The organism is Stenotrophomonas sp. TWI819, from assembly GCF_039673075.1.
Lineage (GTDB): Bacteria > Pseudomonadota > Gammaproteobacteria > Xanthomonadales > Xanthomonadaceae > Stenotrophomonas > Stenotrophomonas rhizophila_B.
On record NZ_JBDJKY010000003.1, the window covers coordinates 110576 to 129879 of the forward strand.

Consider the following 19304-nt stretch of genomic DNA (forward strand, 5'->3'; position numbering starts at 1 on the left):
CGCCACTGGGACGGGGTTTCTCGTTACTGCGATCAATCAATGCGCTTGGCTGACCGCGGCGCTGCCGACCGGGTTGCGCGGGTCGCTGCCACCGCTGAGGACATTGCTGCGGCGGTCCCATTCCACCGTCTGCAGGTTGCCCCAGACATGGCTGGAGCCGCGACCGCCCGCGGCGGTGTCGCCGGGCAGATCGATCTTGTGGCCCATCGCCTGCAGCTGTTTGATGGTATCCGTATCGAAGGTGCCGTCCTCGGCCTCGATCCGGTCGGGCAGCCACTGGTGGTGGTAGCGCGGCAACGCGGCGACCTGCTGGGCGGTCAGGCCATCGTCGTAGCCGAGGATGCCCAGCAGCACCATGGTGATGATGCGGCTGCCACCGGGCGTGCCGAGCACCACGACCTTGTCGGCGGACTCCATGAACGTCGGGGTCATCGAGCTAAGCATGCGCTTACCCGGCTTCGGCGCATTGGCCGCATAGCCCATCACGCCGAAGGCATTGGGCGTGCCCGGCTTCAGCGCGAAATCGTCCATTTCGTTGTTCAGCAGCACGCCGGTACCCGACGGAATCAGGCCCGAGCCGTACAGCAGGTTCACGGTCTGGGTGGCGCCGACGCGGTTGCCTTCGCGGTCGATGATCGAGAAATGCGTGGTCTCGTCATCTTCCAGCGGCGTCGGGTTGCCTGACAGCAGGTCGCTCGGGGTCGCCTTCTCCGGATGGATGGTGGCGCGCAGGCCCTGCGCGTAATCCTTGCTGGTCAGCACTTTCTGCGGGATATCCACGAAGTCCGGATCCCCCAGGAAGAAGGTGCGGTCGCGGTAGGCACGGCGCATCGCTTCCACTACCAAGTGGGTGCGGTGGGCCTGGTCCATCGACTTCAGGTCCCAGCCTTCCAGGATCTGCAGCATGGCCGCCAGCGCGATGCCGCCGGAGGACGGCGGAGAGGCGGTGGTGATGGTCCAGTCGCGGTACTTGAAGGCGATCGGCTCGCGCAGCTTGACCCGGTAGCCGGCCAATTCCTCCGCGGTCCACTGGCCGCCGGCCTGCTTCACGCCCTTGAGCAGCAGCTTGCCGGTCTCGCCACGGTAGAAGCCATCGAAGCCCTGGTCGGCCAGGCGCTCCATGGTCCTGGCTAATTCCGGCTGGCGAAACACGTCGCCTTCGGCGATCGGCTTGCCGTTGCGCTCATACACCTCGCGGGTGCCAGGGTAGCGCTGCATCACCTCACGCCGGGACTGATAGCCCTTGGCCATGCGTGCGTACACCGGGAAGCCCTCGCGCGCGATGCGCATGGCCGGTTCCAGCGAGGTCTTCAGCGGCAGCTTGCCGTGCTTGGAGGACAGCTCCACCAGTGCTGCCGGCAGGCCCGGGATACCGGCCGACCAGGCACCATTGACCGAACGGTCGCGGTCCAGCTCGCCCTTCTTGTCCAGGAAGGCTTCGGGGGTGGCGGACTGCGGCGCGGTTTCGCGCGCGTCCAGCATCACATCCTTGCCGGTGGCCGCATCGTGCAGCAGGAAGAAACCGCCGCCGCCAAGGCCGGAACTGATCGGCTCGACCACGGCCAGCGTGGCCGAAACCGCGACGGCCGCATCGAACGCGTTGCCGCCCTTGGCCAGGATTTCCATGCCGGCTTCGGTGGCCAGGTGATGGCCACTGGCGACGGCGGCACCGTCAGGATGTTTGGCCAGGGCCGCCTGCGCGGGTTCCGCGGCCCAGGCACCCGGGGCCACCAGCAGGACAAGCAGCAACCAGCGACGCGACAGCGTTCTCATTTGGGCACAAACTCCGTGACATACAATTCGGGATGATCGCGCTGCAGCCCATGCAATTTGGCCAGCAGAGCGTCCTGGGTTTCCGGAATGTCCGGATCGGGATCGATGCATTCGACCGGGCAGACGACCACGCACTGGGGTTCGTCGAAATGCCCCACGCACTCGGTGCAGCGGGCCGGATCGATCACGTAGATGGTTTCACCCATCGAGATGGCCTGATTGGGACAGGCCGGCTCACAGACGTCGCAATTGACGCAGAGCTCATTGATTTTCAGCGACATGGCGTTACTCCACGCCCGCGCCGGCGGATGAGAACCGGCCCACGCGGGCGCGCGGGCCGGTCATCGGTGACGCCCCTGCGGGCGCCACCCGGGCCGCGCACGAGGCGCAGCCGCCACTGCACGGGTTACTTGGCTTCGACGAAGATGTACTCGGCGCCGGTCGGCTGGATGATCGACTGGACACGGGCGTTGTCGGCAGCCTTGCCGATGAACACCACGCGCACACCCTTCATCGAATCCGGCGAGACGTCCTTGAACACGGCCTGGATCATGTCGGCCATCTTGGCCGAGGCCGAGGAACCGAAGGCCAGCATGTTGCCCGGCTGCACCCCACGGCCCACGGCCTGGGTGGCGCTCTCGACCTGACGCTCATACTTGGCCGCGAATTCCGGATCCGATTCCGGGGCGAGGTAGTACAGGTACGGGCTGTTGCTGATGTTGCCCATGTTCTGCACGGCCACGGCCTGCAGGTACTTCTTCCAGCCGGCATCGTCATCGGCAGCCGGGGCGACCAGCGCCTGCTGGGCTTCGACGACCGGCGCGGCCTCTTCCTTCTTGCAGGCGGTAAAGGCCAGCGCGAACGACGCGATCAACATGGCACGCATGGTGTTGTTCATGGAATTCCTCCCTTGGTGATTCTTGGTATGTATGGGTCTTGCAGGTACTACGCTTGGGCCGACTTCGCTTCACGGACCTTGCGCAGCGCCTCAAGCACAGCGGACGGCACAAAGCCGGACACGTCGCCGCCCAGACGGGCGATCTCGCGGACCAGCGAAGACGAAATGAAGCTGTGTTGCTCGGCCGGGGTCAGAAACAGGGTCTCGACCTCCGGGATCAGATGGCGGTTCATGCTCGCCATCTGGAATTCGTATTCGAAATCGGACACCGCGCGCAGGCCGCGCAGCAGGATGCCGCCCTGTACCGAGCGCACGAAATGCGCCAGCAGGGTATCGAAACCACGCACTTCCACGTTGCGGTTGTGGCCCAGCGCATCGCGAGCCAGCTGCACGCGCTGCTCCAGCGGCAGGGTCGGCCCCTTGGACGGGCTCTGCGCCACGCCCACCACCACCTTCTCGAACAGGGGTGCAGCGCGGTTCACCAGATCGATGTGACCGTTGGTGATCGGATCGAAGGTGCCCGGGTAGACAGCAATGCGGCGGTTGGCCACGGTCATACGTCAGCTACGCGTGTTGGTCTGGTGAAAGTGTAGCAGTGGCGCGCCGATACAGGGCAAAACGGACCTCCCGGGTGCCCCCCTCACGGTGCAGCAGCCACGGCGCGGGCATCTTCGGCGCCTGATCGGCCGGGGACTCCACGTACAGCCAGGCATCGGCGGCCAGATGCGACGGCAGCCCGGCGATCACGGCCTCCCACAGCCCATCGGCGAACGGCGGATCGATGAACACGATATCCGCCAGCGCCCCGGCCGGCTGCCGCAGCCACTGCAGCGCATCGGCCTGCACCACCGCGATCTGGTCCTGCGCCCCCAGCTTGGCGACCGACTCACGCAGCTGCCGGGACAACGCCACATCCCGCTCCACCAGCGTCGCCTGCGCCGCCCCCCGCGACACCGCCTCCAGCCCCAGCGCCCCGCTCCCGGCGAACAGATCCAGCACCCGCGCCCCGCCCAGCCGCGGCATCAGCCAATTGAACAGCGTCTCGCGCACCCGGTCACTGCTGGGCCGCAGCCCCGGTGACAGCGGCACCGGCAGCTTCGTATTGCGCCACTTGCCCCCGATGATCCGCACCTGGCCCACGGCGCCCGCCGGCTGCCGCGGCTTCATGCGTGGCTCCGGGGACAGATGGAAGCGGGATGGGCGAACGGGCGTAAGAGAGTCATGGGCACGGATGGCAGGCGGTTCAGGACGACATTCTAGGTTGTAGCGGTAAGAGCCGCCTCGTCCTCGGACCAAATCATGTGCCGGGGCAACGACGTCCATGTACCGCACGGATCCAACCGCACCACACGCGCCCCCTGACAGGAGGGTGGCGGGTACGGGGGGCCGGGACCGTTGGGCAGCATGGATGCTTGCCCACGAGGCCCCATGGAGGGGTTCACGCCGCGTCCCGGCACCCCGTACCCGCCGCCCTCCCCACGCAGACAGACAGGCGCCGTGCTGGAGGTGGCGGCCTTGAATTCGGGACAATCCACCCCTACCCCTTGAGCCAGCCGCCGCGCCGGGCGCGGCAATGCCCCAAGGAGCAACACGACCCATGACCGTGCAGACCCAAAAAGAAACCCTGGGCTTCCAGACCGAAGTCAAACAGCTGCTGCAGCTGATGATCCACTCGCTGTACTCCAACAAGGAAATCTTCCTTCGCGAGCTCATCTCCAACGCCGCCGACGCCTCGGACAAACTGCGCTTCGAAGCGCTGACCCAGCCGGTCCTGCTCGAGAACGACGGCGACCTGCGCATCCGCGTCAGCTTCGACGCCACCGCCAACACCCTGACCATCGACGACAACGGCATCGGCATGAGCCGTGACGAGGCGATCGCGCACCTGGGCACCATCGCCAAGTCCGGCACCGGCGACTTCCTGCGCCAGCTCTCCGGTGACCAGAAGAAGGACTCGCAGCTGATCGGCCAGTTCGGCGTCGGCTTCTACAGCGCCTTCATCGTCGCCGACCAGGTCGATGTCTATTCCCGTCGTGCCGGCCTGCCCGCCAGCGAGGGCGTGCACTGGTCTTCGCGCGGCGAAGGCGAGTTCGACGTGGAAAGCATCGACAAGCCCGAGCGCGGCACCCGCATCGTGCTGCACCTGAAGGACGACCAGCGCGACTTCGCCGATGGCTGGCGTCTGCGCGGCATCATCAAGAAGTACTCCGACCACATCGGCCTGCCGATCCAGATGGTCAAGGAACACCACGGCGAAGACGCCCCGGCCGAGATCGAATGGGAGACCGTCAACCGTGCCAGCGCCCTGTGGACGCGCCCGCGCAACGAGATCACCGACGCCGAGTACCAGGAGTTCTACAAGCACGCCGCGCACGATCACCAGGACCCGCTGGCGTGGAGCCACAACAAGGTGGAAGGCAAGCTCGAGTACACCTCGCTGCTGTACGTCCCCGGCCATGCGCCGTTCGATCTGTACCACCGCGACGCACCCAAGGGCCTGAAGTTGTACGTGCAGCGCGTCTTCGTGATGGACCAGGCCGAGCAGTTCCTGCCGCTGTACCTGCGTTTCATCAAGGGCGTGGTGGATTCCAACGATCTGTCGTTGAACGTCTCGCGCGAAATCCTGCAGTCCGGCCCGGTCATCGATTCGATGAAGTCTGCGCTGACCAAGCGCTCGCTGGACATGCTGGAAAAGCTGGCCAAGGACCAGCCGGAGATCTATGCCGGCTTCTGGAAGCAGTTCGGCCAGGTGCTCAAGGAAGGACCGGCCGAAGACTTCAACAACCGCGAAAAGATCGCCGGCCTGCTGCGCTTCGCCTCGACCCATGATGCCAGTAGCGAGCCCAGCGTCTCGCTGGCCGATTACGTGGGCCGCATGATCGAGGGCCAGGACAAGATCTACTTCCTGACCGGCGACAGCCACACCCAGGTCAAGGACAGCCCGCACCTGGAAGTCTTCCGCAAGAAGGGCATCGAAGTGCTGCTGCTCACCGACCGCATCGACGAATGGCTGATGGGGTACCTGACCGAATTCGACGGCAAGTCGTTCGTCGATGTCGCGCGTGGCGATCTGGACCTGGGCGCGCTGGAAAGCGCCGAAGACAAGCAGGCGCAGGAAGCCGTCGCCAAGGACAAGCAGGCGCTGGTGGACCGCATCAAGTCCGCGCTGGGTGAGGACGTTGCCGATGTGCGCGTCTCGCACCGCCTGACCGATTCCCCGGCGATCCTGGCGATCGGCGAGCAGGACCTGGGCCTGCAGATGCGCCAGATCCTGGAAGCCAGTGGGCAGAAGGTGCCGGACAGCAAGCCGGTGTTCGAGTTCAACCCGGCCCATCCGCTGATCGGCAAGCTGGACCAGGAAGGCGATGCCGCGCGCTTCGACGACCTGAGCCGCGTGCTGTTCGATCAGGCCGCGCTGGCCGCGGGCGACACGCTGAAGGACCCGGCCGCGTATGTGCGCCGGCTCAACAAGCTGCTGCTGGAGCTGTCGGCGTAAGTCGTGCTGCCCATGGGTGCCGGCCACGGGTCGGCGCCCACCGCGGTTGATGATGCATGGCGCCGCGCGGCGGTCAGCGCGCGCGCTTGGCTCAGGCCCAGCGGTCGAGCAAGGTGCCCAGCATCTCGTCCTGACGCCGGACCACGGTTGCGTTGGCGGCAAACGCCAGCGCAGCCTGCTTGGCCGTGAGCATATCCGCGATCGGCGCGTTGGCATCGTCGGGGGCGGCGACCACGGTGGCGGTGACACCGCCGCCTGCCGTTGCGGCCTGCGCCACACCCAGGCGTGTGGAATCAGCCACCGGCAATCGTGCCACGTTGGAGGCGGCCGCCTGTACGCCCAGCGAGGCGGCACGCATGCCGGCGCTGGCAATGGACATCACGCTCATCGTTCACCGTTTCCCGTTTCGCCGTCCCGGCCGCGCCCGCATGGCGCAGCCCTTCACAACCGGTAACGGCCGCATCGGCCATTACTTGAGTCCCGCCCCACCGCACCTGCACGCCCATGGGCATTCGGGGCGCAGTGGTAGCATAGCCCTCTGATTTCAGCGTCTTTTGCCAATGCTCAGCTTCTTCCGTCGCAAAAAGCCCCAGGACGCCCCGCAAGAGGCGGCCAAGACCCAGCATTACTCCGCCGAGGAGCTGGCTGCCGCGTTCCCGCAGGCCAAGACCGAGCCTGCTGCACCGCCGGCGCCTGCGCCTGCGCCTGCGCCGCTGCCGCCCGTGGTGGAAACGCCTGTTCCCGCTGCCGCGCCGGTAGAGCGGGTGATCGCGCCGACACCGGTGGTTCCCGCTCCGGTCATTCCTGCGCCCGTGGTGGCTGCACCTGTGGTGCCTGCTCCGGTGACCCCGGCGCCAGCAGCCCCTGCACCTGCGGTGGCCGCGCCAATTGTTCAGGAGCCTGTCGGCCCCGTCCCGACGGTAGCTGCACCGGCTCAAGAGCCGCCGCTGGAGGCCCGTGTCGCGCCCGCCACGCCCACCCCGATTCCGGCCGCTCCTGTGAGCAACCCGGCGCCGGCCGTCATTGCGCCGTCGGTTGTTCCAGCTCCAATCGCTCCCGCTGCCCCGGTTGCCCCGGTCGCCCCCACCATCGTCACCGAGCGCCCGTCCTCCCAGGACATGGCCCCCGCCGCCGCCGGCAAGAGCGGCTGGCGCGAGCGTCTGCGCAACAGCGTGATCGCCCGCAGCTTCGGCGGTCTGTTCTCGCGCAATCCCAAGCTTGATGACGACCTGCTCGACGAACTGGAAACCGCCCTGATCACCGCCGATGTCGGCGTCGGCGCGACCACCGCGCTGGTCGAAGGCCTGCGCAAGCGCATGAAGGCGCGCGAGTTCACCGATGCCAACGCGCTGCTCACCGCGCTGCGCGCCGAGCTGATCGCGATCCTGCAGCCGGTGGCCAAGCCGCTGGTGATCGACCGCACCGCCAAGCCCTTCGTGGTGCTCACCGTCGGCGTCAACGGCGTCGGCAAGACCACCACCATCGGCAAACTGGCCAAGCGCTTCAAGGACGACGGCCACAGCCTGATGCTGGCCGCGGGCGATACCTTCCGCGCCGCTGCCGTCGCGCAGCTGCAGGCGTGGGGCGAGCGCAACGGCGTGGCCGTGGTCGCGCAGGGCCAGAACGCCGATGCGGCCTCGGTCGCCTTCGATGCACTGCAGGCCGGCAAGGCCCGCGGTACCGAGGTACTGATCGCCGATACCGCAGGCCGCCTGCATACCCAGGCCGGCCTGATGAACGAGCTCGGCAAGATCCGCCGCGTGCTTGGCAAGATCGACGCCAATGCGCCGCATGAAGTGCTGATGGTCATCGATGGCACCACCGGCCAGAACGCGCTCTCGCAGCTGCGCCAGTTCCATGCCGCGGTCAATGTGACCGGCCTGGTGGTGACCAAGCTGGACGGCACCGCCAAGGGCGGCGTGGTGTTCGCGCTGGCGCGTGAGTTCGGCATTCCGATCCGCTTCTGCGGCATCGGCGAGCGCCCGGAAGACCTGCGCGTGTTCGATCCGGAAGCCTTTGTCGACGCACTGCTGCCGGAAGCACTCGGCGCCTGAGCCGATGCAGCCACGCATGGCGTGGCACCCGCCCTCCTCCGGAACCTGCATGACCCGCCAGCCTCCCGCCAGCGCCACGTTGCCGACCGACGATGTCTTCGTCGCGCGGCTGCTGCACTGGTTCGATGACCACGGCCGGCATGACCTGCCGTGGCAGCACCCGCGCTCGCCGTACCGGGTGTGGCTGTCGGAAATCATGCTGCAGCAGACCCAGGTCAGCACGGTCATCCCGTACTTCTTGAAGTTCCTCGCGGCGTTCCCGACCCTGCCCGACCTGGCCGCGGCCAGCAATGATGCGGTCATGGCGCAGTGGGCGGGATTGGGGTACTACGCCCGTGCACGCAACCTGCATGCCGCCGCGCAGCGCTGCGTGGACCTGCATGGCGGCGAGCTGCCGCGCGATTTCGATGCATTGCATGCGCTGCCGGGCATCGGCCGCAGCACCGCGGGCGCGATCCTCAGCCAGGCCTGGAATGATCGGTTCGCAATCCTGGATGGCAACGTCAAACGCGTGCTGACGCGCTACCACGGCATCGAGGGCTTCCCCGGCCTGCCGGTGATCGAAAAGCAGCTGTGGGCGGTAGCCGAAGCACACGCCGAGCATGTGCCTGACACGCGCATGGTCGATTACACCCAGGCGCAGATGGACCTCGGCGCCAGTGTCTGCAGCCGCAGCAAGCCTGCCTGCGTGATCTGTCCGCTGCAGGCCACCTGCGTCGCCCGTCGCGAGGGGCGTACCGATCAGCTGCCGACGCCCAAACCGGGCAAGACCCTGCCCGAGCGCGAGGCGGTCGCGCTGCTGCTGCGCGATGCGCACGGCGGGGTGCTGCTGCAGAAGCGGCCGGACACCGGCATCTGGGCGCAGCTGTGGACCCTGCCCCAGGCCGACAGCGGGATCGCGTTGCAGGAGTGGTTCGACGCGCACATCGACGGCTCGCTGGACGATGCCGAGCCGCTGCCGGTGCTGGAGCACACCTTCAGCCACTACCGGCTGCATCTACAGGTGTTGGTGACCGCGGTACAGGGCCTTCGCAACGAGCACGCGGGCCTGCGCTGGGTCGCTCCCGAGGAATTGGCCACGCTGGGCCTACCCGCACCGATCCGCAAGTTGCTGGAGACCGGTGCACCGCCCGCTCAGCCCAAGCGCCGTACAATGCGGCGCGCAGCAACATCCCAAGACATCGAGTAACGCTATGCCCCGCACCGTTTTCTGCCAGTACGAACAACGCGACGCCGAAGGCCTGGACTTCGTGCCCTACCCCGGCGAACTGGGCCAGCGCATCTTCAACCACATCGGCAAGCCGGCGTGGGCCGCTTGGCTGGCGCACCAGACCATGTTGATCAACGAAAACCGGCTGTCGCCGCGCGATCCCAAGCACCGCGCGTTCCTGGAAGAGGAGCTGGTGAAGTACTTGTTCAGTGGTGGCGCGGAGAAGCCGGCCGGGTTCGTACCGGAGGCCTGATCGCCTGTGATACCGACCAACGGTCGGTATCTACCGCGAGGATGTGGCGACCGTGAGGTCGTAGCGACAGCGAGGATGCGGCGATCGGCAGATCGCGGTGCCATCGTAGATATGCCTTGGCCGGCCAGCGGCCGGCACTACGGGGTTGGCGCCTGCTGGCTTTCTTCACGCTCCTGCAGCTGCGCCTGCCGCAGCGCCTGTTCCGAGCTGCGCAGGGCCTTGGTGTCCAGCTTGCGGATGCTGCTGATGAAGCACGGCATGTTGATGGGACCAGGCGTAGCGTCCCGCACCAGGACCTTGTCGAAGCGCGCCGAGACCCGACTGACCCGACTGGTCAGCCCAATCGCCGCAGCGTACTCCAGCCCCTGGCACGGACCAGCCAGCTCCAGCAGATAGCCTTCGCTCGGGCGTGTCCACACCGCCAGCGCGCTATCGCCCAGCTCGGTCCAGCCGGACAGTGAGCCGTACAGCGGCATGTCCTGCTGCGGCGGCCCGGCGTGGGCGCGGTAAAGATCGAGCTTCTGCGCGGTGGACAACCGGCCGGTACTGGCACACGCGGCCAGGCCGAGGCACAGGGCCGCGATGGCAAGGGTCTGCTTCATGACGCCTCCTGCTGGGGACTGTGCGGCGATCATGCGCCGCCCGGCGTGGCCCCGGCGAGAGGACCCCGCCGGGTGTTCAGCGATCAGGCGGGCAGCGACGCCCGCTCAGACCTCGCTGTGCGCGAGGCTGTGCAGCCGCCCTTCGCGCAGCTCCAGCACGCGGTCCAGCTTGCGTGCCAGCGAGCGGTCATGGGTCACCAGCACCAGGCTGGTGTGGTGCGCGCGGTTGAGCTCAAGCATCAGCTCGAACACGGTCGCGGCAGTCTTGTCGTCCAGGTTGCCGGTCGGCTCATCACCGAGCACGCAGGCCGGGCGGTTGACCAAGGCGCGGGCTACGGCCGCACGCTGGCGCTCACCGCCTGACAGCTCGCCCGGCTTGTGGTCCAGGCGATGGCCCAGGCCGACCGATTCCAGCAGCGCCTGCGCACGGGTGCGCGCGTCGACCACTTCTTCGCCACCGAGCAGCACCGGCATCATCACGTTTTCCAGCGCGGTGAATTCGGGCAGCAGGTGATGGAACTGGTACACGAAGCCGAGCGCGCGGTTGCGCAGCTGGCCGCGCTGGCTGTCGGACAGGCCGGACATGCGCTGGCCGGCCACGTAGACCTCGCCCGCCGTCGGCGTATCCAGCCCACCGAGCAAGTGCAGCAGGGTGCTCTTGCCGGCGCCGGAGGCGCCGATGATGGCCACGGTCTCGCCGGCCGCTACGCGCAGGTCCAGCCCGTTGAACACGGGGGTCTGCATGCGGCCTTCGGCATAGGTCTTGGCCAGGGCTTCGGCGCGGATGACTTCCTGGCCCAGGGTGAGTGCTTCATTCATAACGCAGGGCCTCCGCCGGCTGGGTACGTGCCGCGCGCCAGGCGGGATACAGGGTGGCAAGGAAGCTCATGACCAGCGCCACGGCGGTGATCACGATGATGTCCGGGGTCTGCATGTCGGTCGGCAGGCCGGTGATGTAGTACACGTCCTCCGGCAGCAGCTTGACGTTGAACAGCGTCTCGATCGCGCCGAGGATGCGCTCCAGGTTCAAGGTCAGGGTGATGCCACCGATCACGCCGAGCACGGTGCCGAAGATGCCGATCAACGAGCCCTGCACCATGAACACCTGCATGACGCCGCCCGGGGTCAGGCCCAGGGTGCGCAGGATCGCGATGTCGGCCTGCTTGTCGGTGACCAGCATCACCTGCGAGGAGACCAGGTTGAACGCGCCCATGGCGATGATCAGCGAGAGCAGGATGCCCATCACCACCTTCTCCATGCGCAGCGAGTGATACAGGTTCGCGTTCTGCTGGGTCCAGTCGCTGACCCGGTAGGCACCGGTCAGGTTGTGGGCCAGATCGACGCCGACATCCAGCGCCTTGTCCATGTCATGCAGTTTCAGGCGCACGCCGGTGACGCCATCGATGCGCAGTACTTTTTCCAGATCGGCCATGTTGGCGTAGGCCACGCCACGGTCGACCTCGTTGTAACCGGCTTCGAAGATGCCACTCACGGTGAAGCGTTTCATGCGCGGGATCGCGCCGATCGGCGTGCCCTGCACTTCGGCCAACGTGACCAGCACGGTATCGCCGACGCCGACACCTAGGTAGATCGCCAGTTCCTGGCCGACCAGCAGGTTGTAGCTGCCCGCGGTCAGGCTGTCGAAGCTGCCTTTCTTGACCTTCTGGTTGATCACCGAGACGTTCGGCTCCAGCGCCGGGTCGATGCCCTGCACGATGGCGCCCTGCACGCGGGGGCCGCTGAGCATGGCCTGGATTTCGATGTACGGCGCCGCGCCGGCAACCCGCGGATCCTTCTTGGCCACCTCCACCGCATGCGCCCAATCGGCCATCGGGGCGCCGTCGGTGGTGATGGTGGTATGCGCGGTCATCTGCAGCAGGCGATCACGGATCTCCTTCTGGAAACCGCTCATGACCGCCAGCGTGGTGATCAGCACGGTCACGCCCAGGGCAATGCCGAGGATCGAGGCCATGGAGATGAAGGAGATGAAGCCGTTGCGGCGTTTGGCGCGCAGGTAACGCAGGCCAATCGAGACAGGTATGGGTTTGAACATGCAGGTACGCCGGACAATTCGGGCTATGGTGCCACTGCAGGGGGTGAACGGGAAATGCAGTGTGCCCGGACGGCTAGTCGCAGTTCACGTGCCTGCGCCGGCGGAAGGGTATCGGGCCAGAACAGGCGCCAATGGCGGCGGCCCTCCCGGCGCCACCCCAGCTGCACCAGCGGGCCGCGGCGCCGCATCTGCAGCGCCTCCACCGGCTCGCCATCCACCTGCGCCGGGTCCTCGTCCGCGGGGATCACGAAGACGCAGCCCGGGCGGCGCGCATATCGCCACGCCTCCCACCAGGTGCCGGCCATCGCCACCATGCCCAGCGCCACGCCCCACGGCGCGGGCAGATCGGTCGCCCACAATGCCCAGGGCATCACCGCGCCCATGGCGATCAGCGCGCGGCACTGCCAGCGCGAGGGAGACCACTCACGCTGGAAGGGCGCGGATCCGGGCGATGAGGGCGGCGGGCGCGGCATGCGGGCACTCCTCGTAACCCATGAACCAGCGCCACAACTTATCGTCCTCGCTCTCGAGCAGGAACAGGAAAACCTCGCGCTCGTCTGTCGGTGCCTGCAGCCAGCAACGGTCCAGGTAACGGCCGAACAGCTGGTCCAGCTCGCGCATGCCGCGGCGGCAACGCCAGCGCAGCTTTTTCAGTTCGGTTGCTTCGTCCATTTTCTGCGTTTCCAGATAAGGCAAAGCCACGCATGGCGTGGCTCTACCGTTTCGATCATTTTCTGCAGGACCCCGCATGGCGCGGCCCCACAGTTTCAACCCTTTGTTGCAGGACCACGCATGGCGTGGCGCTGCAGGACACCTCTGGATCAGGCGCGACGCGCCATCATCAGCTTCTTGATCTCGGCAATCGCCAGCGCCGGGTTCAAGCCCTTCGGGCAGGTCCGCGAGCAGTTCATGATGGTGTGGCAGCGGTACAGCTTGAACGGGTCTTCCAGCTCGTCCAGGCGCGCACCGGTGTCTTCATCGCGCGAGTCGATGATCCAGCGGTAGGCCTGCAGCAGGATGGCCGGGCCCAGGTAACGCTCGCCGTTCCACCAGTAGCTCGGGCAGCTGGTCGAGCAGCAGGCGCACAGGATGCACTCGTACAGGCCATCGAGCTTCTTGCGGTCTTCCGGCGACTGCAGGCGCTCGCGATCCGGCGGCGGCGGGGTCTGGGTACGGATCCACGGCTTGATCGAGGCGTACTGCGCGTAGAAGTGGGTCAGGTCCGGCACCAGATCCTTGACCACGCTCATGTGCGGCAGCGGGTAGATCGGCACTTCGGCCTTGCCGCAATCGGCAATCGCGCGGGTGCAGGCCAGCGTGTTGGTGCCGTCGATGTTCATCGCGCACGAACCGCAGATGCCCTCGCGGCACGAACGACGGAAGGTCAGGGTCGGATCGATCTCGTTCTTGATCTTGATCAGCGCGTCCAGGACCATCGGGCCGCAGGCGTCCAGATCGATCTCATACGTATCGGTGCGCGGATTGCTGTCGTCGTCGGGACTCCAGCGGTAGATCTTGAAGGTGCGGGTGTTCTTCGCACCGGTCTGGGCGGGGAAGTGCTTGCCCTTTCCGATCTTGGAATTCTTGGGGAGGGAAAACTCGGCCATGGCTGTTCTCGTTGGCTCAGGCGGCTCGCGCTGCAACGCAGGCGCGGGTAGCACGGAAGATGAGGAAGTCGACACCACCGGCCCGCGGCGCACGCACCACCCCACCCGTGCGGGAGGTGGCGGTGGCGAGCGCTGCGTGGACGGAGGTCATGCCGCAGGTCTCTTAGTAAACGCGCGGCTTGGGCGGGACGACGTCCACGTCCTTGCTCAGCGTGTACATGTGGACCGGACGGTAGTCGAACTCGCACTTGCCGTTCTCGTCGACGTTGACCAGCGTGTGCTTCTGCCAGTTGACGTCGTCGCGGTCCGGGAAGTCCTCATGCGCATGCGCGCCGCGGCTTTCCTTGCGCTGTTCGGCCGAGTTGATCGTCGCCACCGCGTTGAGCAGCAGGTTGTTCAACTCGTAGGTTTCGATCAGGTCCGAGTTCCATACCAGCGAACGGTCGGACACCTTGACGTCCTGGAAGGAGTCGAAGATCTCGGCCATCTTGGTGCAGCCCTCTTCCAGCGTCTTGCTGGTACGGAACACCGCCGCGTCGTTCTGCATGGTGCGCTGCATGCGATCGCGGATGACCGAGGTCGGGGTGTCGCCGTTGGCATAACGCAGCTTGTCGAGCAGGCCCAGGGCCTTGTCGCAGGCATCGGACGGCAGGGTCTTGTGCGGTGCGCCGGACTTGATGGTGTCGGCGCAGCGGTTGGCCACCGCACGGCCGAACACGACCAGATCCAGCAGCGAGTTCGAGCCCAGGCGGTTGGCGCCGTGCACGGACACGCAGGCCGCTTCGCCGATGGCGTACAGGCCCGGCACGACCGCATCGGGGTTGTCGCCGACCTTGCGCACGACTTCGCCGTGGTAGTTGGTCGGGATGCCGCCCATGTTGTAGTGCACGGTCGGGATGACCGGGATCGGCTGCTTGTGCACGTCCACGCCGGCGAAGATGCGGGCGCTTTCCGCGATGCCCGGCAGCTTGTCGTCGATGACGCCCGGGCCGAGGTGGGTCAGGTCGAGCAGGATGTGATCCTTGTGCTCGCCGACGCCGCGGCCTTCGCGGATCTCGATGGTCATCGAACGCGACACCACGTCGCGCGAGGCCAGATCCTTGTAGTGCGGTGCATAGCGCTCCATGAAGCGCTCGCCGTTGCTGTTGCGCAGGATGCCGCCTTCGCCACGCACGCCTTCGGTGATCAGGCAGCCCGCGCCGTAGATACCGGTCGGGTGGAACTGCACGAACTCCATGTCCTGCATCGGCAGGCCGGCACGCATGACCAGACCGCCGCCGTCGCCGGTGCAGGTGTGGGCCGAGGTGGCGCTGAAGTAGGCGCGGCCGTAGCCGCCGGTGGCCAGCACCACGCCATGGGCGCGGAACAGGTGCAGCGAGCCGTCGGCCATGTCCAGCGCGAGCACGCCGCGGCAGACGCCTTCGTCATCGAAGATCAGGTCGAGGGCGAAGTACTCGATCATGAAGCGCGCGTTGTGCGCCAGCGACTGCTGGTACAGCGTGTGCAGCATGGCGTGGCCGGTACGGTCGGCGGCGGCGCAGGTGCGCTGCGCGGACGGGCCTTCGCCGTACTTGGTGGTCATGCCGCCGAACGGGCGCTGGTAGATCTTGCCTTCTTCGGTACGGCTGAACGGCACACCGTAGTGTTCCAGTTCGATGATGGCCGGAATCGCTTCGCGGCACATGTACTCGATGGCGTCCTGGTCACCCAGCCAATCCGAGCCCTTGATGGTGTCGAAGAAGTGGTAGCGCCAGTCGTCTTCGCCCATGTTGCCCAGCGCGGCGGAAATACCGCCCTGCGCGGCCACGGTGTGCGAACGGGTCGGGAAGACCTTGGTCAGGCAGACCGTCTGCAGGCCCTTGGCGGCAAGACCGAACGTAGCGCGCAGGCCAGCACCGCCTGCGCCGACCACGACCATGTCGTACTTGTGTTCCGTAATCTTGTAAGCGGACATCTAATCTGGATTCCTGTCTTGGTGCCTGGACTCAGGCAACGCCGAGCGTAATGCGGGCGACCGCAAACACACTGACGATCGCGCCGAGCACGGCGATGAACTTCACCGTCGTCTGCAGCGCCAGGGCCAGCAGCGAATTGTGGATGTAGTCTTCCAGCACGACCTGCAGGCCGAGCTGGGCATGCCAGAACATCGCGACCAGGAAGCCGACCAGCAGCACCGCATTCCACGGCTTGGACACCGCGTCGGTGGCGGTCACGTAATCGGCGCCGATCAGGCTCAGCACGAACACCAGGAACCAGATGGTCAGGCCGACCAGCGCGGTGGCGGTCAGGCGCTGCATCACGAAGTGTTCGGTGCCGGTCTTGGCGGCGCCCAGGCCACGCACGTTCTTCAGCGGGGTACGGTACTTGTTCATGCGGCCGCTCCCATGAAGACATAGGCCCAGATCAGGGCGGTGATCACCAGGCTGGCGAAGACCGAGACCCAGCTGCTGCGCACGAAGGCGGGAATGGAGAAGCCGATCGCGAAGTCCTGCACTATATGGCGGATGCCATTGCACAGGTGGTAGGCGAAGGACCAGGTCCAGGCGAACAGGAAGAGCTTGCCGTACCAGCTACCGGCGTGGCCGGTGAAGCAGTTCCAGGATTCAGGACCCATCATCAGGGCGAGCAGGCCGCCGGCAATGATCAGGGCTCCAACAGACAGAAAGATGCCGGTCGCTCGATGCAGGATCGAGGTGGCCATCTGAATCTGCCAGCGATACACCTGAAGGTGCGGGGAAAGGGGACGTTCTCTGGCGGCCATTCGCTGGGCTCGTTATCTCGGCTGGGCGGCGCAATGCCGCGTTGGCTCAATGCTGATCAAAAATCGATGCAGCGTCCGTTTTTTTCCCAATCTCCGTACCGCACCGGATCAAGTCCGCCGCGGCCGCCGATTTCCAAAGGCACTACCGGCGTCTCGGGGAGCGGTTGCTCCTCCGGTACCAGCGTGCCTTCAGCTTCAGAATCTGGAGTGGGGGTTGTTTGGCCTATCATGGGTGTTCTCGCAACGCACAAATTTTAGACCCCGTTCACGTGCCTGACAACCTGCCCTCCGATTTCGCCGGCTTTTCGCGCCTCCCCGGTCACCAGCTGCTCAGTCTCAGCGGTGCCGATGCGGCCGCCTTCGCCCATGCCCAGTTTTCCAGCGACGTCACCGCCCTGCCCCTGCGGCATTGGCAGTGGAGCGCCTGGCTGACGGCCAAGGGCCGCACCATTGCTGTGTTCCAGCTGTTGCGGCTGGAGGAGGAGCGCATCGTGCTGGTGCTCGCCGATGGCGACGCCGATGCGATTGCGTCGCAGTTGCAGCGTTTCGTGTTCCGCCGGAAGGTCCGGATCGAGCTGCGAAACGATCTGGCGGTGGTAGCAAGCTTCACCGCGCCGGAATCGGCCTGCGGGGCCGCGATTGCGCAACTTGCCGGCGAAAACCTCGAACTGGACCTGGGCAGCGATGCGCTTCCGCGCAGCCTGCGGATCGGTGCGGCCGATGCCGTGGCCGCTGCGGCCGACAGCGCGGATATCGCGCTCGCCTGGCGCCAGTCCGACCTGCGCTACGGCCTGCCGCGCCTGGATGCCGATCAGCGCGAGCAGTGGACGCCGCAGCAGCTCGGGCTGGACCGCCTGAACGGGTACAGCGTCAAGAAGGGCTGCTACCCGGGCCAGGAAATCGTGGCCCGCACCCATTTCCTCGGCAAGGCCAAGCGCGCCCTGCAGCTGCTGCGGGTCGTGGAGGGCACGACCAGCGGCACGCAGGTGCACCAGAACGCGGCGGCGATCGGCACGGTGGCCTCGGTGGCCGGTGACCTCGCCCTGGCCGTGCTGCCGCTGGAGATCGCGCCGGAGCCGTTGTCGGTCGGCGGGGTGGAAGCCGCCCACCTGCCGTTGCTGGACGGTCTGGCGCGGTAAGCATCGCGGTCACGACCAGCGGTGCGACCTGCCGCCCGGGTAGGCGCCGACCGTTGGTCGGCGAACCCCGTCACCCGTCCGCGCCTTACGCGTCGTTCAAGCGCTCGCCGGTGTCTGCGTCGAAGAAGTGCAGACCCTGCGGCTGGATCGCCACCCGGATCGGCTCACCGACGGACGGCAACGCCTGCGGCGCCACGCGCATCACCAACGGCTGGCCGCCACTGGTCATGTTGACGAAGATCTCGTTGCCGACCGGCTCGATGCCGTCGATCATCGCCTCGAACGCGGTCGCATCACCGGCAGCGGCAGGCTGCAGATGCTCCGGGCGCACGCCCACGGCAATCGCCTTGCCGACCCAGTCCTGCGCGATACGCGCCTGGCCCAGCGGCGCGGTCAGCGCCGTGTCCTGCACCGCAAACCCGTTCCCGGTGCGCTGCAGAGTGCCACGCAGCACGTTCATCGCCGGGCTGCCGAGGAAGCCGGCCACGAACAGGTTGGCCGGACGGTCGTACAGCGCCATCGGGGTATCGATCTGCTGGATGACGCCATCCTTGAGCACCACGATGCGCTGGCCCAGGGTCATGGCTTCGACCTGGTCGTGCGTCACGTAGATCATGGTGGTGCCCAGCTTGCGGTGCAGCTGCGCGATTTCCGTGCGCACGCTGTGGCGCAGCTTGGCATCCAGGTTGGACAGCGGCTCATCGAGCAGGAACACCGCCGGCTCACGCACCAGGGCGCGCCCCAGCGCAACGCGCTGACGCTGGCCACCGGACATCGCCTTGGGCAGCTTGTCGAGCATGTCGGTCAGGCCCAGCGTTTCGGCCGCCTCGCTGACCCGCTTGCTGATCGTCGCCTTGTCGTGGCCGCGCAGCTTCAGACCGAACGCCAGGTTCTCGGCCACGGTCATGTGCGGGTACAGCGCGTAGCTCTGGAACACCATCGCGATGTCGCGATCCTTGGGCGCCACGTCGTTGACCACGCGGTCGCCGATCGTCAGCGTGCCGCCACTGATCTCTTCCAGCCCGGCCACCATGCGCAGCAGTGTGGACTTGCCACACCCCGACGGCCCCACCAGCACCATCAACTCACCATCGGCCACTTCGAAGGTTGCGCCCTGCACGGCCACCTGACCGTTGTCATAGACCTTGCGAACGCCCTGCAGCTGCACTTTTGCCATATCACCATTCCAGTCCGCCCGGTCTCCGGGCTGTTATGCGGAACTGCCTTCGGCCCTCCCGATGGCAGGTCGATGGCGTGGTGCCGCATGACGGCGACCACTGCAATCGAATACAGTCTGCGCATTCTGCCATGTAAACGTTTTCACGTGGCACTATCCGATGGTCGGCCGTGACCTGATTGCCGGGGAGGATGCGAAATCTCTCCCGACACCGGGTCGGCAGGCCATCATGTCGGGCAGACAAGCTACCCCGCCCGACCCCCGAGAACATAGACGAGAAG

The 19304-nt window shown here is 66.5% G+C and carries 22 protein-coding genes; 5 read left to right on the forward strand and 17 right to left on the reverse strand.

Annotated features, from left to right (window positions below):
* Positions 1 to 36 precede the first annotated feature (36 nt).
* The 5 genes from ggt to rsmD form a co-directional block, all read right to left on the reverse strand.
* Positions 37 to 1773 (reverse strand): gamma-glutamyltransferase, encoded by a 1737-nt coding sequence (gene ggt, locus ABE463_RS05265; RefSeq protein ID WP_123728978.1) that lies wholly within the window; start codon positions 1771 to 1773, stop codon positions 37 to 39.
* Positions 1770 to 2054 carry a YfhL family 4Fe-4S dicluster ferredoxin gene (locus tag ABE463_RS05270; protein ID WP_123728977.1) on the reverse strand — a complete coding sequence of 95 codons (285 nt, stop codon included), beginning with the start codon at positions 2052 to 2054 and terminating at the stop codon, positions 1770 to 1772. Before ABE463_RS05270 ends, ggt begins: the two co-directional genes overlap by 4 nt.
* A 125-nt stretch (positions 2055 to 2179) precedes the next feature.
* The gene (locus ABE463_RS05275) at positions 2180 to 2671 is read right to left on the reverse strand and encodes a hypothetical protein (protein WP_019183240.1); all 492 of its coding nucleotides are present in this window, start codon (positions 2669 to 2671) and stop codon (positions 2180 to 2182) included.
* A 47-nt stretch (positions 2672 to 2718) separates the two neighbouring features.
* On the reverse strand, positions 2719 to 3228 hold the full coding sequence (gene coaD / locus ABE463_RS05280) for a pantetheine-phosphate adenylyltransferase (protein ID WP_123728976.1): 510 nt from the start codon (positions 3226 to 3228) through the stop codon (positions 2719 to 2721).
* 7 nt (positions 3229 to 3235) lie between these two features.
* Positions 3236 to 3838, reverse strand: coding sequence for a 16S rRNA (guanine(966)-N(2))-methyltransferase RsmD (gene rsmD, locus ABE463_RS05285; RefSeq protein ID WP_346467476.1), 603 nt, complete (start codon positions 3836 to 3838; stop codon positions 3236 to 3238).
* Positions 3839 to 4268: 430 nt separating this feature from the next.
* Here rsmD and htpG point away from each other — a divergent pair, with 430 nt between their 5' ends.
* Positions 4269 to 6167 carry a molecular chaperone HtpG gene (gene htpG / locus ABE463_RS05290; protein ID WP_346467477.1) on the forward strand — a complete coding sequence of 633 codons (1899 nt, stop codon included), beginning with the start codon at positions 4269 to 4271 and terminating at the stop codon, positions 6165 to 6167.
* 91 nt (positions 6168 to 6258) lie between these two features.
* Here the strand turns inward: htpG and ABE463_RS05295 are convergent, their stop codons facing one another.
* Complete coding sequence (locus ABE463_RS05295) at positions 6259 to 6555, reverse strand: hypothetical protein (RefSeq protein ID WP_346467478.1); 297 nt, start codon at positions 6553 to 6555, stop codon at positions 6259 to 6261.
* Between the two features lie 172 nt (positions 6556 to 6727).
* Here ABE463_RS05295 and ftsY point away from each other — a divergent pair, with 172 nt between their 5' ends.
* The 3 genes from ftsY to ABE463_RS05310 are packed head-to-tail and all read left to right on the forward strand — an operon-like array spanning position 6728 to position 9684.
* Positions 6728 to 8221, forward strand: coding sequence for a signal recognition particle-docking protein FtsY (gene ftsY, locus ABE463_RS05300; protein ID WP_346467479.1), 1494 nt, complete (start codon positions 6728 to 6730; stop codon positions 8219 to 8221).
* A gap of 49 nt (positions 8222 to 8270) precedes the next feature.
* Complete coding sequence (gene mutY, locus ABE463_RS05305) at positions 8271 to 9410, forward strand: A/G-specific adenine glycosylase (RefSeq protein ID WP_346467480.1); 1140 nt, start codon at positions 8271 to 8273, stop codon at positions 9408 to 9410.
* A gap of 4 nt (positions 9411 to 9414) precedes the next feature.
* Complete coding sequence (locus ABE463_RS05310; protein WP_019183247.1) at positions 9415 to 9684, forward strand: oxidative damage protection protein; 270 nt, start codon at positions 9415 to 9417, stop codon at positions 9682 to 9684.
* A gap of 137 nt (positions 9685 to 9821) precedes the next feature.
* On the opposite strand, the gene ABE463_RS05315 is transcribed toward ABE463_RS05310, so the two are convergent.
* The 10 genes from ABE463_RS05315 to ABE463_RS05360 form a co-directional block, all read right to left on the reverse strand.
* On the reverse strand, positions 9822 to 10286 hold the full coding sequence (locus tag ABE463_RS05315; RefSeq protein ID WP_346467481.1) for a DUF6491 family protein: 465 nt from the start codon (positions 10284 to 10286) through the stop codon (positions 9822 to 9824).
* A 105-nt stretch (positions 10287 to 10391) separates the two neighbouring features.
* Positions 10392 to 11105 (reverse strand): lipoprotein-releasing ABC transporter ATP-binding protein LolD, encoded by a 714-nt coding sequence (gene lolD / locus ABE463_RS05320; RefSeq protein WP_121041874.1) that lies wholly within the window; start codon positions 11103 to 11105, stop codon positions 10392 to 10394.
* Entirely contained in the window at positions 11098 to 12339 is a 1242-nt protein-coding gene (locus ABE463_RS05325) for a lipoprotein-releasing ABC transporter permease subunit (RefSeq protein WP_088432207.1), read from the reverse strand. Before ABE463_RS05325 ends, lolD begins: the two co-directional genes overlap by 8 nt.
* A 23-nt stretch (positions 12340 to 12362) precedes the next feature.
* Complete coding sequence (locus tag ABE463_RS05330) at positions 12363 to 12812, reverse strand: hypothetical protein (RefSeq protein ID WP_346467482.1); 450 nt, start codon at positions 12810 to 12812, stop codon at positions 12363 to 12365.
* Entirely contained in the window at positions 12763 to 13011 is a 249-nt protein-coding gene (locus tag ABE463_RS05335; RefSeq protein ID WP_019183252.1) for a succinate dehydrogenase assembly factor 2, read from the reverse strand. Before ABE463_RS05335 ends, ABE463_RS05330 begins: the two co-directional genes overlap by 50 nt.
* 149 nt (positions 13012 to 13160) lie before the next feature.
* The gene (locus ABE463_RS05340; protein ID WP_088432210.1) at positions 13161 to 13946 is read right to left on the reverse strand and encodes a succinate dehydrogenase iron-sulfur subunit; all 786 of its coding nucleotides are present in this window, start codon (positions 13944 to 13946) and stop codon (positions 13161 to 13163) included.
* A gap of 163 nt (positions 13947 to 14109) precedes the next feature.
* A complete protein-coding gene (gene sdhA, locus ABE463_RS05345; RefSeq protein WP_121041870.1) occupies positions 14110 to 15900 on the reverse strand; it encodes a succinate dehydrogenase flavoprotein subunit in 1791 nt (596 codons plus the stop codon).
* Positions 15901 to 15931: 31 nt separating this feature from the next.
* The gene (sdhD, locus tag ABE463_RS05350) at positions 15932 to 16318 is read right to left on the reverse strand and encodes a succinate dehydrogenase, hydrophobic membrane anchor protein (protein ID WP_123728966.1); all 387 of its coding nucleotides are present in this window, start codon (positions 16316 to 16318) and stop codon (positions 15932 to 15934) included.
* Complete coding sequence (gene sdhC, locus ABE463_RS05355) at positions 16315 to 16707, reverse strand: succinate dehydrogenase, cytochrome b556 subunit (RefSeq protein ID WP_046273608.1); 393 nt, start codon at positions 16705 to 16707, stop codon at positions 16315 to 16317. Before sdhC ends, sdhD begins: the two co-directional genes overlap by 4 nt.
* 56 nt (positions 16708 to 16763) lie before the next feature.
* Positions 16764 to 16937 carry a DUF1674 domain-containing protein gene (locus tag ABE463_RS05360; protein ID WP_346467483.1) on the reverse strand — a complete coding sequence of 58 codons (174 nt, stop codon included), beginning with the start codon at positions 16935 to 16937 and terminating at the stop codon, positions 16764 to 16766.
* Between the two features lie 39 nt (positions 16938 to 16976).
* Between ABE463_RS05360 and ABE463_RS05365 the strand changes: the two genes are divergently transcribed.
* Positions 16977 to 17846 (forward strand): folate-binding protein, encoded by an 870-nt coding sequence (locus tag ABE463_RS05365; RefSeq protein WP_346467484.1) that lies wholly within the window; start codon positions 16977 to 16979, stop codon positions 17844 to 17846.
* Positions 17847 to 17931: 85 nt separating this feature from the next.
* On the opposite strand, the gene ugpC is transcribed toward ABE463_RS05365, so the two are convergent.
* Positions 17932 to 19023 (reverse strand): sn-glycerol-3-phosphate ABC transporter ATP-binding protein UgpC, encoded by a 1092-nt coding sequence (gene ugpC, locus ABE463_RS05370; RefSeq protein ID WP_259260340.1) that lies wholly within the window; start codon positions 19021 to 19023, stop codon positions 17932 to 17934.
* Positions 19024 to 19304 lie beyond the last annotated feature (281 nt).